Source organism: Robertmurraya mesotrionivorans, assembly GCF_050971805.1.
In the GTDB taxonomy this organism is placed as follows: Bacteria; Bacillota; Bacilli; order Bacillales; family Cytobacillaceae; genus Robertmurraya_A.
Genome location: NZ_JBPCCH010000013.1, coordinates 96,129 through 111,190 on the forward strand (window position 1 = coordinate 96,129; position 15,062 = coordinate 111,190).

At 35.4% G+C, this 15,062-nt stretch carries 19 protein-coding genes; 2 read left to right on the top strand and 17 right to left on the bottom strand.

Translation table 11 applies throughout. The features are described 5' to 3' along the window. Nucleotides 1–11: 11 nt before the first annotated feature. From galE to ACRX5O_RS18250, 14 genes are all read right to left on the bottom strand, one after another. Entirely contained in the window at nucleotides 12–1,001 is a 990-nt protein-coding gene (gene galE / locus ACRX5O_RS18185; RefSeq protein ID WP_433907243.1) for a UDP-glucose 4-epimerase GalE, read from the bottom strand. After that, nucleotides 998–2,182, bottom strand: a complete 1,185-nt coding sequence (locus ACRX5O_RS18190) for a galactokinase (protein ID WP_433907244.1) — start codon at nucleotides 2,180–2,182, stop codon at nucleotides 998–1,000. Before ACRX5O_RS18190 ends, galE begins: the two co-directional genes overlap by 4 nt. Before the next feature lie 294 nt (nucleotides 2,183–2,476). Beyond that, complete coding sequence (locus ACRX5O_RS18195) at nucleotides 2,477–2,677, bottom strand: ferritin family protein (RefSeq protein WP_433907245.1); 201 nt, start codon at nucleotides 2,675–2,677, stop codon at nucleotides 2,477–2,479. Between the two features lie 15 nt (nucleotides 2,678–2,692). Further along, complete coding sequence (locus ACRX5O_RS18200) at nucleotides 2,693–2,893, bottom strand: hypothetical protein (protein ID WP_433907246.1); 201 nt, start codon at nucleotides 2,891–2,893, stop codon at nucleotides 2,693–2,695. Nucleotides 2,894–2,916: 23 nt separating this feature from the next. Continuing rightward, nucleotides 2,917–3,636 (bottom strand): YetF domain-containing protein, encoded by a 720-nt coding sequence (locus ACRX5O_RS18205; RefSeq protein ID WP_433907247.1) that lies wholly within the window; start codon nucleotides 3,634–3,636, stop codon nucleotides 2,917–2,919. A 1-nt stretch (nucleotide 3,637) separates the two neighbouring features. Then, a complete protein-coding gene (locus ACRX5O_RS18210) occupies nucleotides 3,638–4,336 on the bottom strand; it encodes a YetF domain-containing protein (protein ID WP_433907248.1) in 699 nt (232 codons plus the stop codon). A gap of 479 nt (nucleotides 4,337–4,815) precedes the next feature. Continuing rightward, nucleotides 4,816–5,460, bottom strand: coding sequence for an HAD family hydrolase (locus tag ACRX5O_RS18215; RefSeq protein WP_433907249.1), 645 nt, complete (start codon nucleotides 5,458–5,460; stop codon nucleotides 4,816–4,818). 48 nt (nucleotides 5,461–5,508) lie between these two features. Further along, nucleotides 5,509–5,622, bottom strand: a complete 114-nt coding sequence (locus tag ACRX5O_RS18220) for a hypothetical protein (RefSeq protein ID WP_433907250.1) — start codon at nucleotides 5,620–5,622, stop codon at nucleotides 5,509–5,511. 247 nt (nucleotides 5,623–5,869) lie between these two features. Beyond that, nucleotides 5,870–6,241 carry a PTS glucitol/sorbitol transporter subunit IIA gene (locus ACRX5O_RS18225; protein WP_433907251.1) on the bottom strand — a complete coding sequence of 124 codons (372 nt, stop codon included), beginning with the start codon at nucleotides 6,239–6,241 and terminating at the stop codon, nucleotides 5,870–5,872. 57 nt (nucleotides 6,242–6,298) lie between these two features. Further along, entirely contained in the window at nucleotides 6,299–7,303 is a 1,005-nt protein-coding gene (srlE, locus tag ACRX5O_RS18230; RefSeq protein ID WP_433907252.1) for a PTS glucitol/sorbitol transporter subunit IIB, read from the bottom strand. A 12-nt stretch (nucleotides 7,304–7,315) separates the two neighbouring features. Then, on the bottom strand, nucleotides 7,316–7,861 hold the full coding sequence (srlA, locus tag ACRX5O_RS18235; RefSeq protein WP_433907253.1) for a PTS glucitol/sorbitol transporter subunit IIC: 546 nt from the start codon (nucleotides 7,859–7,861) through the stop codon (nucleotides 7,316–7,318). Nucleotides 7,862–7,876: 15 nt separating this feature from the next. Beyond that, nucleotides 7,877–8,302 (bottom strand): transcriptional regulator GutM, encoded by a 426-nt coding sequence (locus tag ACRX5O_RS18240; RefSeq protein WP_433907254.1) that lies wholly within the window; start codon nucleotides 8,300–8,302, stop codon nucleotides 7,877–7,879. A 64-nt stretch (nucleotides 8,303–8,366) separates the two neighbouring features. Next, the gene (locus ACRX5O_RS18245; protein WP_433907255.1) at nucleotides 8,367–10,292 is read right to left on the bottom strand and encodes a BglG family transcription antiterminator; all 1,926 of its coding nucleotides are present in this window, start codon (nucleotides 10,290–10,292) and stop codon (nucleotides 8,367–8,369) included. Nucleotides 10,293–10,401: 109 nt separating this feature from the next. Continuing rightward, a complete protein-coding gene (locus ACRX5O_RS18250) occupies nucleotides 10,402–11,202 on the bottom strand; it encodes an SDR family oxidoreductase (RefSeq protein WP_433907256.1) in 801 nt (266 codons plus the stop codon). Between the two features lie 376 nt (nucleotides 11,203–11,578). Between ACRX5O_RS18250 and ACRX5O_RS18255 the strand changes: the two genes are divergently transcribed. After that, nucleotides 11,579–12,472: an AraC family transcriptional regulator gene (locus tag ACRX5O_RS18255; RefSeq protein WP_433907257.1), complete on the top strand. Its 894-nt coding sequence runs from the start codon at nucleotides 11,579–11,581 to the stop codon at nucleotides 12,470–12,472. Between the two features lie 120 nt (nucleotides 12,473–12,592). On the opposite strand, the gene ACRX5O_RS18260 is transcribed toward ACRX5O_RS18255, so the two are convergent. The 3 genes from ACRX5O_RS18260 to ACRX5O_RS18270 are packed head-to-tail and all read right to left on the bottom strand — an operon-like array spanning nucleotide 12,593 to nucleotide 14,223. After that, nucleotides 12,593–13,207, bottom strand: coding sequence for an FMN-binding negative transcriptional regulator (locus ACRX5O_RS18260; protein WP_433907258.1), 615 nt, complete (start codon nucleotides 13,205–13,207; stop codon nucleotides 12,593–12,595). Between the two features lie 22 nt (nucleotides 13,208–13,229). Next, nucleotides 13,230–13,748 (bottom strand): spermidine/spermine N(1)-acetyltransferase, encoded by a 519-nt coding sequence (gene paiA, locus ACRX5O_RS18265; protein ID WP_433907259.1) that lies wholly within the window; start codon nucleotides 13,746–13,748, stop codon nucleotides 13,230–13,232. Nucleotides 13,749–13,770: 22 nt separating this feature from the next. Then, nucleotides 13,771–14,223 (bottom strand): MarR family winged helix-turn-helix transcriptional regulator, encoded by a 453-nt coding sequence (locus ACRX5O_RS18270; protein ID WP_433907260.1) that lies wholly within the window; start codon nucleotides 14,221–14,223, stop codon nucleotides 13,771–13,773. 117 nt (nucleotides 14,224–14,340) lie between these two features. Here ACRX5O_RS18270 and ACRX5O_RS18275 point away from each other — a divergent pair, with 117 nt between their 5' ends. Further along, entirely contained in the window at nucleotides 14,341–14,985 is a 645-nt protein-coding gene (locus ACRX5O_RS18275) for a YczE/YyaS/YitT family protein (RefSeq protein WP_433907261.1), read from the top strand. Nucleotides 14,986–15,062 lie beyond the last annotated feature (77 nt).

Genomic DNA, 15,062 nt, shown 5'->3' on the forward strand with positions numbered 1-15,062 from the left:
TTCTCCTTCCGTTACTTTTCGTACCCATTTGGATGTGACTGATGCCAGCTCCATGCGTCCTCAATAATCTGCTCAATATTCGTACGTTTAGGGCTCCAACCGAGCACCTGTTTTGCTTTTTGAGAGGAAGCAATTAACTTTGCTGGATCTCCTGCTCTTCTTGCCACGATTTTTTCAGGTATGCTATGCCCTGTAATTTTCCTTGCTGTCTCGATAATTTCCAAAACGGAGAATCCTTGGTTACTACCAAGATTGAACACATTACTTTCTCCACCATTTTCTAAATACTTTAAAGCAAGAATATGTGCAGCAATTAAATCCTCTACATGTACATAATCACGGATACAGGTTCCATCTGGCGTATCGTAGTCATCCCCGAACACAGAGATGAACTCTCTTTGCTCAAGAGCCACTTGTAACACTAACGGAATCAAATGAGTTTCTGGTGTATGATCCTCTCCCACTTCTCCAGTTGGTCTAGCCCCCGCTACATTAAAGTAGCGAAGCGCAACATACTTCATTCCGTAAGCACCGCTGCACCACTTCAGCATTTTTTCCATGGTTAATTTCGTCTCTCCATAAGCATTGGTCGGAAGTGTTGGAGTATCTTCTGTAATCGGCATGATTTTTTGGTCACCATACGTGGCTGCTGTTGATGAGAAGACAATATTCTTCACATCGAATTCATTCATTACTTCAAGTAACACTTGCGTCCCATACACATTATTATCAAAATACATAAGCGGCTTTTCCATTGATTCACCAACAAGGGAATTGGCTGCAAAATGGAGTACACCTTCGATTTTTTCCTTTTGAAAAACGGAGGTTAAAAACTCTTTCTCTCTTATATCACCTTTATAAAAAGTGGCTTGAGGATGGATGGCCTGTTCATGCCCGGTTTGGAGGTTATCAATAACAACCACCTTGTATCCTTGATCCATTAGCTGATATACAGCATGTGAACCAATATATCCTGCCCCACCTAACACTAATACGCTCATCGTATCAACTCTCCCTTAAGCTCTTTCGTTCCGTCCCCAATACTCGCTACATAAAAGGTTGCTTCATATCCAATTCTCTCTTTATAGCTTTCACCGACTTCTTTAATAAATAAATCAACGGAATTCTTTTCTACTAGAGCAATGGCACAGCCTCCAAATCCTGCCCCAGTCATTCGTGCACCTACTGTCCCTTTTTGGCTCCAAGCAGTACTTACAAGTGTATCCAGTTCAATACCTGTTACTTCGTAATCATCTTTAAGAGAAGTATGAGAAGCATTCATCAGTTCTCCAAAGTAGGCAAGGTTTCCTTCTTTTAGAGCTTTCAAGGCTTTAATCGTACGGCCATTTTCATACACGGCATGCTTTGCTCGTTTTTCTAAAAGTTCGTCCCCAATCAACTCACGATTGGCCTCAAATTGTTCTTCCGTTAAGCTACCTAATGCCTCGATATCCAATTTAGCTTGTAGTCTGCTAAGGGCTTCTTCACATTGTGCTCGGCGCTCATTATACTTCGAGTCGGCTAACTCCCGACGCTTATTCGTATTCATAATAATAATTTTGTGGTTTTCTAGATTAAGAGGCGCATATTCGTAAGTAAGAGTCTGGCAATCTAATAAAATCCCACAGTTCTCCTTCCCCATGCCAATCGCAAACTGATCCATGATGCCACTGTTTACACCAATAAACTTGTTTTCTACCTTCTGTCCTAGCTTTACAAGCTCTACTCTGTCTATTTTCAGATCGTATACCTCATCAAGTATGACACCCATTAACATTTCCAGTGAGGCAGAAGACGACAGACCCGCACCATTTGGAATGTTCCCATTGATTAACAAATCAAATCCGTTTGGAAGAATACCGAAACTCTCCTGAACGTAGCGAATTATACCTTTTGGATAGTTTGCCCAATTATGAGCGGCATCATATTCCAAGGAATCTAATGAAAATTCAATGATTCCCTTTTCTGGAAAGTTCTCTGAATACAATCGCACCAAACGGTCTTCCCTTTCCCTTACTGCTCCATACGTTCCGAAAGTGATGGCAGCTGGAAATACATTCCCTCCATTGTAATCCGTGTGTTCCCCAATGAGGTTAATTCTCCCTGGTGAAAAAAAGAGTCGAACATAATCTTCTACTTTAAAAATCTCTACAAACTTCTTAAATAATCCCTGTTTTTCCATTGTTATCATCCTTTCGCTTTGGCTGGTAAAAATCTAATGAAACCTTTAACGATGGTTTAAATTCTTAGATAAATGAAAACGTCTTCACTAACTATTTTATTCTTTAAGTAAATTTTAGTCAATGTTTTAGTAAAAGTTTTATTAGTAAAGAAAGAAGTTTATTCTGCACAAAAAACCATAGTATAAAGCTAGATATGTCAGTGCAATAAAAAAAAATCCTTTCAAGTAATTTGAAAGGACACTTAACAACACTGATTGGCCTTGTTGGATGAGTCCAAAAGGCTTGTATTCTTGTCAATTTAGATTGGTGGGATTTTCCATTAATTGCTGTACCTGTTGCTGGATTTGTGTAATATGCTGCATATGTTCATCTCTAAATTGAGTAAAAAGCTGCCTAACTTCTGGATTTGTAATCTGCAACATATAGTGATTGTATAACATTTGGTCAGCCATTTCCGTTTCCAGTATATCATGTAACTTATCAAGATTATTCATTTTTCCATCTCCTTCTTATACAATCCCAAAACCACTCATTTTCTGAGAAAGCATGTTATAACGAGTCCTTGCAGACATTTCTAATCCTTGAAACATGGTTTGCATTTGGGGATCGGTGATTTCCTTTTGTAATTCAGTGTATTTTTTTGCCAAGAATTCCTCATGGAAAAGCAAATCTTTAAAAGCATGATTCATAATTTCTTGTTTAGATAGCATATTGTTATTCTCCTCCCATTTTATCAACTTCTTTTTACGGTGTAATAAAACTCTCCGTTTGGGCTAATGGTTGCTAAATAAACGCTTTTTACATCCATTATTCCAAACTTATGAAGCTGCTTTATTAACCATTCTTCGTTATAATTTAACATTTCCAACTGATCATAAATCACTTTCCCATTATTGATGAGAACAGTTGGCAAACCTCCAGGAGGGGCAGGGATTTGAAAATCCTTTGAAGTTGGTGATGTGTACTCATCTTTTTTCATTACACTTAGATGTCCACTTGTCTCCAGAGTAACTTGTTCCACCTCAGACAAATCAGGTGCATCGGCTAATCGCATTTCAGAAAGAAGTAAATTTATACTAAAAAAGGAACGTCGCATATTGGTTTCATTAATGATTCCCTTTTCAACTAAAACGGACGGCTTTCTTGTAAGAAGTTTGGCAAATGCATGATTTCGAACAGCTGCCCATGATAGGATAAAGTGCCAAAAATAAAGGGAGGAAGTCGCAATGATTGTTGTTGTAAAGAGAATCTTCCCATCAAGTAGAGGAGCTACTGCTAATGCCCCTAGCATCCATAAAAATGTAAAATCAAAAGCCGTAAACTGCCCCGCAGCCCTCTTCTTGAGAAACCTGCTCATACAATAAATCAGGATAATCGATATCACTGCACGAAAAGCAAACCCCGTTGGACTTAATTTTTCTGTTAGCTGAAAATATTCCATTATTTTGTTCATATCATTTCACACTCACATGGATGTTTCCTGTTGACTCTAGCGTAGCCAACATTACTTGAGAGATCGAATATCCTTTTTTGGAAATCTCATCCTCTAACCAACTCTCCCTTAATCCAAAAGCATTGAGATGCTCCCGCTCGATTTTTCCGTCATAAATAAGAACTGTTGACATTCCCGTAGGTTTTTTAGGGAGATTTAACATACTTCTCGTTACAGGGGAAGACTCTGGCTTTTTTATTACACTTAACTCTCCCATTGGTTCCAAAACAGCTTCCGCTACTTCAGATAAATTATGTACCTTTTTGAGTCGAAGTTGAGCTAACAAATCATTAATGGTTATATGAGCCTTTCTCAAGTGGGTGTGAAGAAGTTGTCCATTTTTAATTAAAGAGATTGGACTGGTTCCTACCCAAGATGGGAAAGTAAAATCAATCCAAGAAAGAAGCAGGCTCAATGAATAGGCTACAACGATAATGACTAAAGCGGATGTAAGCGATGATTGTGGATTCACCATTCTAGCTGTTGCCACATGAGCCATTCCTGCATGGGTAATAAAATTAAAAGCTGAAACAATTCCAACTTGGCGGGGACCCATTAACCTGGTCATAAAAAAGATGGAAAAGTAAAGAATGGTTACTCTTAAAAAAATTTCTACTGGGTTTAGAGACGTTCCCCCATTCCAAAACGTATTCCAATCCATTGCTCCACCTCTATTCCAAAAATGAATGAAATGATACCTAGAGAAACAATTACATTCCTAATTCCTGAATACTACAACAAAATTTCTATTATTAATCTTTATTATTGCCATTTAGTTATATTGAATAAAAGGTAAATAATGAGAGTAAGACACTGGGAGTATAAACAATAAACACTTACCAGAAGATATTTTGTGGGCAGTAAGCTTACCATGTATGCTTGTCACTTACACTGTTTCCTAACCCTTTTCTCAAACCATAGATCGAGTACAGTCTGGATGTGCAGTGGGAATGCCTCTAAAATTTTAACAACAAATTGAACAAAATCACCTTGTTTTAAATCCATCTCAGAGACAAACCATTTCGCAGCCTCGTTAGTTACTTCTAATTTCATTTTTTTGTACAAAAAAAATTCCATATTAAAAGGCATTAATCCTTCTTGGATTAATGCCCTCTCTCTTTAAAGGGATGCAGATTTACACTACCTCTCAAGGCCCTCTATTATTTTTATCACATCTTTTAATGATTCAATTTTAAAATCTGCTGAGTCAATATCAAACCCAAATGTTGAATCAATTAATGCTGCTACTTTCAGACCCGCTGCTTTGGCTGCCTCAATTCCATAATTAGAATCTTCAACCACTAGCAGTTCCTCTTTTAATAAATTCATAGAGTTTACTGTGTAATTATAAATCTCTGGATTAGGTTTTGTTTCTACAAACATTTCCCCACTAACAAGAATACTAAAATAATCTTTAATTCCGAGCTCTTCTAATACATACTGAATATTTTCCATTTTCGATGAGGAGGCAAGCCCTACTTTAATATTTTTCGAAGAAAGGTACTCTAAAAGTTCATTAACGTATGGTTTTTTAATTTTCTCATATTCTACCGTTATTTCTTTAAAATAAGATTCCCTTTTATGGTTAGCTTCTTCTAAGGAGATATTTAATTTTTTTGAAAGGTATTCTGTGTCGACTTTGACGGATGCACCAACAAGAAAATTCAGCTCTGATATGTCGACAAATACTTCATTACTCTTAAGAAATTCATGAAAATTTTTTCGAAATACTACTTCACTATCAATTAATACACCATCCATATCAAAAATTACACCTTTAATCATATTTTTCCTCCTCAGGTTTACGTTCCAGGTTAATTTATATACTAAGTATTAGACCATTAGGGATATAGCTGCTACATTCGTACCATTTCCTAAATTATCAATCCGGTTTACATAGGGAGCAACATATTCAGCTCCTGCTTTGGCTGCTACAAATGCACTCATTGGGGTATATACAGTCGTAGCTAGCTTACGTATCCCTTCTGCTTAGAAAAGGTCTTTGTTCCTTCACAATAATACGAGGATTAGTAGTACTCCATCAATTGGAAATTACTCATTTAAGTCTTATCTCCTTAACATTTGCTGAATCAATAACTATTTTCAAATTTGTCACCTCTTAAAAAGAATAAATGCTTAACTTTTGTAACTTCTTCTATTGAAGATGTGTCAAAAGCTAAGCATCTGCTTTATTTTATCTACTAATAATCTGTATTTCACTTCCTGGCTCAATATCGGCAGTGATGTTTGCCTCTTCAAGGTAAAGTGTTCCAGGTAACTCTGGGCTTTGCGAGCCATCAAACTTTAAGGTAATATGCCCAAGTGATACAAGGTTTTTCTTTACAGCATCTCCTACAGCAGTAATAGAATACTCTTTATTACCCATTTTAAGAATATCTCCCACTACAATGTCACCTTCAACAGGGTTTACATCAATAAGCAGGCAATATTCAGCTAATTCTATTGGAGCGTTTTCTCCAAATAAAATAAACATTTTTTCTCCAAGAAATTCAGATACAGATGGACCAAGTTTATTAATTTTTGTTTCATATTTTGTTGTTAACATCATGAAGTCTCCTTACACTAATTCTATTTTCAAAATCCTACTATAATTTGCATTAATTTAGTCATACAATCCAAAGCTTGCTAGCCATGCAATAAACACAGTTGGAGCTCCGGTTAAGAATCTTGAATAGAGTACTGACGGCACCCCTACCTCTACTGTTTCAACCTCTGCTTCAGCTAAACCTAGACCCACTGGAACAAAATCAGCAGCTGCTTGAGCATTGATTGCAAATAATGCCGGTAGTGCAAGATGCGCTGGGATGTTACCTTTACCAATTTCTACACCAATTAACGTTCCTACTACTTGAGCAATAACTGCACCAGGGCCTAAGAATGGGGAAAGTAATGGGAAGGAACAAACAAGCGCAATAACTATTAGTCCCCAAATATTTCCTGCAAACGGAGAAAGGAATTTCGCAAATACGTCACCGATTCCTGATTCAAGAATAATACCAATCAACATCGCAACAAATGCCATAAAAGGAAGGATTGTTTTAATAACTGTGTCAATGGCTTCACGTCCGGCTTGGTAAAAAACACTTGTAATAGAACCCATAGCCATACCTACTCTTGCCATTAGCCCTTTAGGTGCTTGTTGTTCACTAATCTTTTTATTCGTACTGTATTTGCCCTCTTGTTTTACCTCTGGAGCAATTTCTTCTATTACACTTGATTGTGCTAATTCAGAGGCATTAGTAAGTTCAATATTATCAACCTTTACTCCAGAAACATAAATGTCTTCAGTAATATGTTTGGCCAGAGGACCACTTTGACCAGTAGGCATGATATTAATAGTTGGAATTCTTTTCTGTGGGTATAAACCACATCGTAACGTTCCACCACAATCAATAATCACACATGCCATTTCACTTTCTGGAACAGAAGTTTTGAATCCATCTACAAGCTCACAACCTGTTAGTTCAGCAATTCTATCCGCAATATCCGGTCTTTGACCTCCTGTAATATAAACAACTTTATTCTTTTCACTCGTTGGAGTAATTACTAAAGGGCCACCAAAGCCACCAGATCCTTTTGATACTTTGATTGATTGATATGTTGTCATTTATTCCACCACCTATAATTGAACTGTATCTTTTAATTTTACGTTTTGCTGTTTTGCAACATATGCTGTTGTTAAATCTGTCACCCAACCTCTTAAGAAGTTTGTTACTACTCCAACTAAGAAATAACGAAGAGCCAATTCTGTAACATCGTGTCCAAGTGTGGTAATACCTGCAGAGATTCCTAAGAATACGAATAACTCACCTGGGTTAACATGTGGGAATAACCCATTATGTGTGTGACAAGAATAAGATGCTGCCGCGTAATAACTAGGCTTATATTTTTCTGGTAAGAAACGTCCTAGAGATAGTGTCATTGGATTAGCCAGAACAAATGTCCCAATAACCGGTAATACAAAATATCTTGTGAAAGGGTTTTTCCCTGACTTTTTGGCTAATTTCTCTACTCTTGCCTGCCCAACAAAGTGTACAAGAGCATTCATCGCTACCAATAACATAATAAGGAGAGGTACTATACCAGTAACAAGATCTATAAAAACCTCTCCACCATGTCTAAATAAATTCATAAACCCTTCCGCTGCTTTTATAACAAACTCCATAAAATCACCCTTTTCTTATCTTTTATTAGGTATTAAATGATCAATCCAACCTTTTTTCACTCGTAATTCCCCACCCTTTGAAATAATGTCATAACTTCTAAGGGCATCCGCAATTGCTAGCTTGGTTAATTTATCTAGACCAGTGAAATCTTCTTCAGCAATTTTTAACAAGTGCTTACCTTCAAAGCCTTTTAGTTCTTTCACACGTGAGAATACTGTTACTCCTTGCATTTTTGCTGCTTTTAAAATTTTATTTCTTTTGTCTATGCTAAACATGACAACAGTCCCTGCTCTGAACATACCTGTCTTTTTTCCAATGGCTACTCTACCCATTGACCTCATTTCAGCATATTTTTTATTAAAATGCCTAATTTGAAGAAACCCAAGAATGCTCTGTACCAACCATGCTATACCTATTAAGAGAATCAAGTACAAAATCATTTCTTTGTCTCTCCTATCCAAAAAATTACCGCAAACGCTTTCCAAAGGTTGTATAAAAAATTGATTATAGTCTTGCTGCCTTTTCCAGTAAGTTAGTTAACGTATTAAAACTATTAACATTAGCTAGCTGGTTAGTAAGTTCTGTGGAATTAGCTATTTTTAATATTTCATCATAAAGCCTAACGATAAAGTGTTCACTATTATCTATTTGATCTTCTGGTAACCCTAACAAGAAAATTACCTTAACTTCTTTTTCCTCTACATTTATCTTTTCAGGAAAAACACCAAGTGCAAGTTCTACTGAATTAGAGTTTCTATTGATCGTGTGTGGAAAGGCTATATAATTCCCAAATATCATGGAACCTTTTCTTTCCCTCTCCTCCAAGCGTTCCTTAAATCCTTCATCCAAGTAGCCCTTCTCGGTTAAGGTATCAATCATAGTATTTACACCTTTGTGGTACCCTTCGTTACTTTCCAATAAAAAAAACTTTTCCTCGGTAATGAGTCCTCTTAAAATGGATTGGTACTTTCCTTCATGATTTATCTTTAAATTTTTCATGAAAGTAGCTACTTCAATCTCTTTAGTTACCTTTCTTTCATCAAATATCTCACTAATTTTTACAAAAGGAATGTTTGGTTCAAAAGGTAATTTCACTGTTGAAAAGGCAATATCATAATTGCTTATGAGATCTTCTGTTACTTCTTTATCGGAGTATAAATCTATCTCCGTTTTATTATTTAATACTCTCTCTAATTGCATTGCTATTAGTTTTGCTGTTCCTCTCCCAGTACCACAAATGACTGCTGCCTTTTGGAATCTTTTAACTTTTACATCATTATTTGCAATAAACACCCCAAAATAGAAAGCCAGGTAACCTAGTTCATCCTCTGATACTGCCAAACCACTTTCTCTTTCAATCACTTGTCCTGCTATTTCAGCCATTTTGTATGCAACTGGATATTTCTCTTTCACATCTCCTAGCAATGGATTTTTCAACCGAAGACCAAATAACAGTCGATTTAACATGAAAGTAAGGTGATATTGAAGATCTTTAAAAAAGGAATGATGTTCATGAATTATTTCTTTTTTAAAACCAAGTTGTTCAATAATCTGTTCAAGCAATCCTTTTACATCATCTGTAATTATAACCTCAGCCATTGACCGATTATTGGTTGGCGTACGTCTCCCTGCTATAGGAATAGTGATAAAGAGAATCTCTAGCTCTGGGATCTCTATTGGTAGCTTTGTTTCTAAAGCCTTAATAATTTCCATTGCTACTTGATAATCTTTTGTTTCTAGTAATTTCTCATGTTTTTCATTTAATTTCTTTAGGGGATGATTCTTTAGTAAGCGATCTAACATTACGACAATAAATTCCATTAATCTTGATTGGGTTGTAGATTCAAAATCATACTTACTGCAGATTTCCAAGACTTCTTCTACGATATCTACATCTATTGGATAATTACCAAATAATAAATCAAACATGTTATCCAAGATAAAGAATCTTATGTCGAGTTCTTCACCAATTAATTTCATTCCTTTGTTTTGCTTCCCTTGAATGACTAAATTATAAGTCCCTAAGGAAACCGAGGCCTTTTTTAATTCATTTATAAGGGTAGTTCTACCTATATGCATCTCATATGCTAAGTCATCTAAAGTGTATGTTTCTTCACTATTTATCAAACGGTCGATGATAAAGGCGATCCTTTGTTTTGAAGTATCTATCTTTTCAGTTTCTGTATTTGTTCTATTTAATAAGTTATGAAATACCTCATTTTCTTTAATGTCTAGTCGATAGCCTTTTCCTCTCTCATTTGTAATTAAAGCCACACTAGTTAAATCTTGATTTAATTGATTAATATCATTACGTACTGTTCTAGTACTGACACCTAATAGTTTTGCTATCTCTTCTAACGAACAATACGTTTTCTTTTGTAGAATTTCTAAAATCTGAACTGTTCTTTCGTCCAGTATAAAATCAGACATTTCATCACCTCTTTCAAAAATGGGCCGTTTTGTGGAGGAATAGGCGCAGGAAATCCCATTTCCCCCTGGCACCATTAGGCTTTGACTTGTCTACTGAATCTTAGCTTACTTATCCTCGTGATTTTCCACCCGAAATATTAAATGTCGTACCTGTTATATAACTTGCACGATCAGAAGCTAAATAAGAAACAAGATCGCCTATTTCTGTTAATTTCCCTTCTCTTCCAAGAGGGATTGATTTACTATAATCTGTTGAAAGACCATCTACCGTAACACCACGAGTATATGCTAGGGCTTCATTATAAGCGTCTGTTCTTAACCCTGTGGTTTCTATAATTCCAGGAGCAATTGCTACTACGCGGATATCGAACTTTCCTAATTCCTTTGCCCAAGCACGTGAAAAAGCAATGACTGCCCCTTTAGTTGCTGAATAACAACTCTGACCGGCTGACCCTTCTTGCCCAGCCTCAGATGCAACGTTAATAATAACACCCTTATTTTGTTTAATCATTTCTTTAGCTGAAGCCTGTGCAAAAAGGTATGGACCCTTTTGGTTAACGGCTACCATTAAATCAAAATCCTTTTCACTTAATTCGTACTCAGGTCTTTCTCCTTTATCGTCCACTAACAATCTAGGTAAATTAATACCAGCATTGTTTATTAGTATATCCAATGAGCCAAAAAGCTCAATAGTATAACCTATTACTCGTTCAACACTTTCCTTATTTGTTACATCACACTTTAAGAAATATGCACCGCTTTCAAGTTGTCCGTCCTCTCCGTTCAAGTCTGCAACAACTACTTTTGCACCATTTTTTATAAGTTCATTTGTAATGTTCAAACCGATACCAGAAGCACCACCAGTTACAATTGCAACTTTTCCTTCTAAACCTAACCAAGAGTTATCCATGCTTTTCCCTCCTTGTTTTAATGAAAACACTTTCAACCCCTGGATTTATTATAAGAATAATAGAGTTCATGATTAATACACACTTTTTCACACTAAGTTGAAAATAAGTGTATTATTTAAGTTTTTTGAAGAACCATTAATTAGAAATAACCATTAAATGCCACACATTTAATGGTTAGGAAGGACTTTTCTTCATCACCCATACAAAAAGTGTGGGCTCCAGTTTGGACAAACCCCATTTTTACAAACTCCTGAAAAGGAAAATTCAACAGTTATCTACCAAATCCCTGCTTTGTCACTGTATGATATAAATAGCAAATAATGTTAAGAACGAATATCTGTGTACTGTTATATTAGCTATAGGGAGGTGAAGGGAATGGATTATGTAGTTTGTATCGGACGCACGCTAGATTACATTGAAGATAACCTGCAAGAAACCATTACACTCGAAACACTAGCAGAAATTGCATGCTTTTCTCCTTTTCATTATCATCGTGTATTCCAAGCCCTTGTCGGGGAATCGGTCATGGATTATGTAAGAAAAAGACGTCTTACACGTGCAGCAGAACGACTTTTCTATTCGGATGTAAAGGTGATTGATATTGCAATGGATGTCGGTTTTCAATACCACGAGTCATTCAATCGGGCTTTTAAAAAGTTTTATGGCGTTTCACCTAATCAATATCGAACCGCCAATGCATTATCTGGTCCCTTACGCGGAAAAGCCTACCTAAATAAAATAATGGTCCAAGGAGGACATATAATGGAACCAAAATTAATCACGAAACCGAAATTTCACATCATTGGGTATGAACTGAAAACAAAAAATATAGACGGGCAAAACAATAAAGACATTCCCGAATTTTGGCAGTTATACCTTCAGAAGAAATTATATGAGAACATTCCAAATCCCCTAAACTGCAAAGAGGAGCTTGGCATCTGCACTAATTTCTCCCCTGAAACAGGTGAGTTTTTGTATTTGATTGGAATGGAAGTAGCTGAAGGAACTCCAGCACCTGAAGGGTTAGTGTACAGAAGCTTTCCAGAGATGCAATATGCTGTGTTTACAACGCCGAAATCAGATGATGCAACATTTACCACTTCTATCCAGTCCACATGGAATTATGCGTTCACCGAATGGTTCCCTCAATCCGGTTATGAACATGCTGGAGTCCTGGATTTTGAGTTATATGATGAAAGATGCCATGGGACCGAGAACAAAGTAATGGATATCTATATACCGGTTAATCAACAGACGGTTAATGCATAAAAAAAGGGATGGTTCCTTGCTTGATTCTGAAGCAGCTGAACCATCCCTTTTTTAATTTAAAAGTAAAAAAATAAAATAACCATTAAATGCCACACATTTAATGGTTAGGAATGACTTTTATTAGTATTTTTGTAGATTTTTCTTCATAAGAGTTGCTACTTGTAGATTTTCGTGTTGAGAAGTGTTTTCTAGTTGCTTAATAATTAATTCTTGTCGATTAACAGGATGATTTTGACTTAATTTAGCTTTTGCTTCAATTTTTGTGATTTTTATTCGGAATGCTACAATTCCTTTACTCATTCCTTCGATAAAGCTAGGTTCAACATCATTTAAATTGTATTGACTATCAGGGCTTTCATATTTATTTACCAAGTCATTTAAAGAATCGAATATTACTTTTGTATCTTCGACAATCTTCATCTTTCCATATAAATGGATAGATACATAATTCCAAGTAGGTACTGCTTTAGTTGTTTCGTACCATGTAGGTGAAATATAACAGTGAGGACCTTGGAAAACCGCAAGGACTTGTTGGTTTTCAGCATCTTCCCATTGTTCGTTTGGACGTGCAAAATGACCATATAAAGTATTTTCAGATTTATTTAACATCAATGGAAGATGAGTAGCGTAGGGTTCTCCTTTATGCTGAGAAAATAAGGTTGCAAAGCCATATTTATCGATAAAATCATATATTACTTCTTCATCATCAATTTTAAAATGTTTAGGTATATACATAATATCCACCTTTCAAAAAAAGTTATATAAGTGTTTTGGTCATTATAAAGTCTATTTGTTCTTCATCACCCATATAAAAAGAGTGGGATCCAGTTTGGACAAACCCCATCTTTTTATAAAAGGCAATAGCATTTTCATTTTTTTCCCATACACCTAGCCAGATTTTCTTTTTATTACGTTCCATCGCAAATTCCACCGCTTTATTTAGCAAATATTTACCAAGCCCATGTTTTTGAAATGAGTTCTTTATATAAATCCTCTCGATTTCAAGTGATTCATCCCCCATATCTTCAGACTGAGCCTCATTGGTATTAACCTTTAAATATCCAGCGACTTCATTATTAAAATGAACAAAAAAGAATTGGGAAGAGATATTGGATAATTCTTTTTCTAATTGTTTTAAGTTAAATGCCCTTTCCAAATAGGCATTCATATTTTCCGGCGAATTCTGATGCTTAAATGTCTCATTAAATGTTTCATAACTAATTTCTTGAAGTTTGCGTGAATCTTCAAGGGTACACATTTTTATATTTATAGTCATTTATATGTCGCTCCTTATATTATCAATAATTTCTCTTGTTTCCCTTTTTCACAAATTCCCAGTCTTTTTCTATATTTTTTCTTACTCTTTGAAGTAGATTGAAAATGGTTTCTACTTCTCTTTCAGAAAATCCCTCTAATGCAACCTTATCGGAATAATCATTTTCTCTTTTTATAAGTGGATACACATGTTTCCCTTTCTCTGTTGGAAAGAGTTTTTTAATTTTTTTGTTATGTTGATCTTCTTTCTTTTCAATAAAGCCATTCATTTCAAGTTTTTTTATAGCACGAGCTGCTGTTGTTCGGTCTACTTTTATCATCTCAGCTAACTTTTCTTGAATGATACCTGGGTTTTCACAAATTCGCACAACATACAAATACTGCCCTTTCGTAAGGTCAAATTCTTTAAATTCTATATTAGCGATTGAATCTAATGCCCTTGCAATCAATCCAATTTCACGAAGAATTTGATTCATAATTGCCTCCTTAGCACATATTTTTATTGTAAATGCAATAAAAATGGTATATGTTAAATATAACCTTATTTTGTTGTATTTGCAATAAAAAAGTAATGATAAAGAGGGTCGATAAGAGTGAAATATGTATTTTATGTATTAGGTATTTTAATATTAACCCTTGGTATCTCTTTGACCATACAATCAGACCTTGGAACTTCACCTTTTGATGCACTTTTAGTAGGGCTGTCCATAAATGTGGGGCTTACTGTGGGAAGTTGGGAAATAATAATTGCTTTCATGTTGATCTGTTGTAATTCATTTTTAAGAAGACAAAGACCAGAAGTTTTGGGGTTGTTAACTGCATTAATAACGGGTATTGGTATTGATATGTGGCTTTTTATATTCCACAATTTGCTAACACCTGAACTATGGTACAGCAAAGTGCTTTGCTTTGGAATCGGCTTATTTGTTATAGGATTAGGAACGGCAACATATTTACACACAAATTTCGCACCGATTCCAGTTGACCGGTTAACATTAATCATTCAAGAATTAACTAGAACAAATATATTTTTTTCGAGAACGTTCATATACCTCGTATTCTTGATAATGGCAATATTTTTCAATGGACCAATTGGCGTTGGAACTGTATTAACGGTTTGTTTAGGCGGACTAATACTTAATTATTTCATGCCACTTACTAAAAAAGTAATAGACCACATACTAACCAACTCTAGTACATCATCAAATTATGACAAAGAAAAAAACCATTCAATATAGGTAACGGGTTCAGATACCTGTCACTTTTTATAAAAATACGTTTGAAAATCTCCTTATTTTGTTATACATTTTGTCCT

Coding starts and splice junctions, on each gene's coding strand:
- galE (WP_433907243.1), bottom strand. CDS start 1,001: ATGAGCGTATTAGTGTTAGGTGGGGCAGGATATATTGGTTCACATGCT.
- ACRX5O_RS18190 (WP_433907244.1), bottom strand. CDS start 2,182: ATGGAAAAACAGGGATTATTTAAGAAGTTTGTAGAGATTTTTAAAGTA.
- ACRX5O_RS18195 (WP_433907245.1), bottom strand. CDS start 2,677: ATGAATAATCTTGATAAGTTACATGATATACTGGAAACGGAAATGGCT.
- ACRX5O_RS18200 (WP_433907246.1), bottom strand. CDS start 2,893: ATGCTATCTAAACAAGAAATTATGAATCATGCTTTTAAAGATTTGCTT.
- ACRX5O_RS18205 (WP_433907247.1), bottom strand. CDS start 3,636: ATGAACAAAATAATGGAATATTTTCAGCTAACAGAAAAATTAAGTCCA.
- ACRX5O_RS18210 (WP_433907248.1), bottom strand. CDS start 4,336: ATGGATTGGAATACGTTTTGGAATGGGGGAACGTCTCTAAACCCAGTA.
- ACRX5O_RS18215 (WP_433907249.1), bottom strand. CDS start 5,460: ATGATTAAAGGTGTAATTTTTGATATGGATGGTGTATTAATTGATAGT.
- ACRX5O_RS18220 (WP_433907250.1), bottom strand. CDS start 5,622: ATGAGTGCATTTGTAGCAGCCAAAGCAGGAGCTGAATATGTTGCTCCC.
- ACRX5O_RS18225 (WP_433907251.1), bottom strand. CDS start 6,241: ATGTTAACAACAAAATATGAAACAAAAATTAATAAACTTGGTCCATCT.
- srlE (WP_433907252.1), bottom strand. CDS start 7,303: ATGACAACATATCAATCAATCAAAGTATCAAAAGGATCTGGTGGCTTT.
- srlA (WP_433907253.1), bottom strand. CDS start 7,861: ATGGAGTTTGTTATAAAAGCAGCGGAAGGGTTTATGAATTTATTTAGA.
- ACRX5O_RS18240 (WP_433907254.1), bottom strand. CDS start 8,302: ATGATTTTGTACTTGATTCTCTTAATAGGTATAGCATGGTTGGTACAG.
- ACRX5O_RS18245 (WP_433907255.1), bottom strand. CDS start 10,292: ATGTCTGATTTTATACTGGACGAAAGAACAGTTCAGATTTTAGAAATT.
- ACRX5O_RS18250 (WP_433907256.1), bottom strand. CDS start 11,202: ATGGATAACTCTTGGTTAGGTTTAGAAGGAAAAGTTGCAATTGTAACT.
- ACRX5O_RS18255 (WP_433907257.1), top strand. CDS start 11,579: ATGGATTATGTAGTTTGTATCGGACGCACGCTAGATTACATTGAAGAT.
- ACRX5O_RS18260 (WP_433907258.1), bottom strand. CDS start 13,207: ATGTATATACCTAAACATTTTAAAATTGATGATGAAGAAGTAATATAT.
- paiA (WP_433907259.1), bottom strand. CDS start 13,748: ATGACTATAAATATAAAAATGTGTACCCTTGAAGATTCACGCAAACTT.
- ACRX5O_RS18270 (WP_433907260.1), bottom strand. CDS start 14,223: ATGAATCAAATTCTTCGTGAAATTGGATTGATTGCAAGGGCATTAGAT.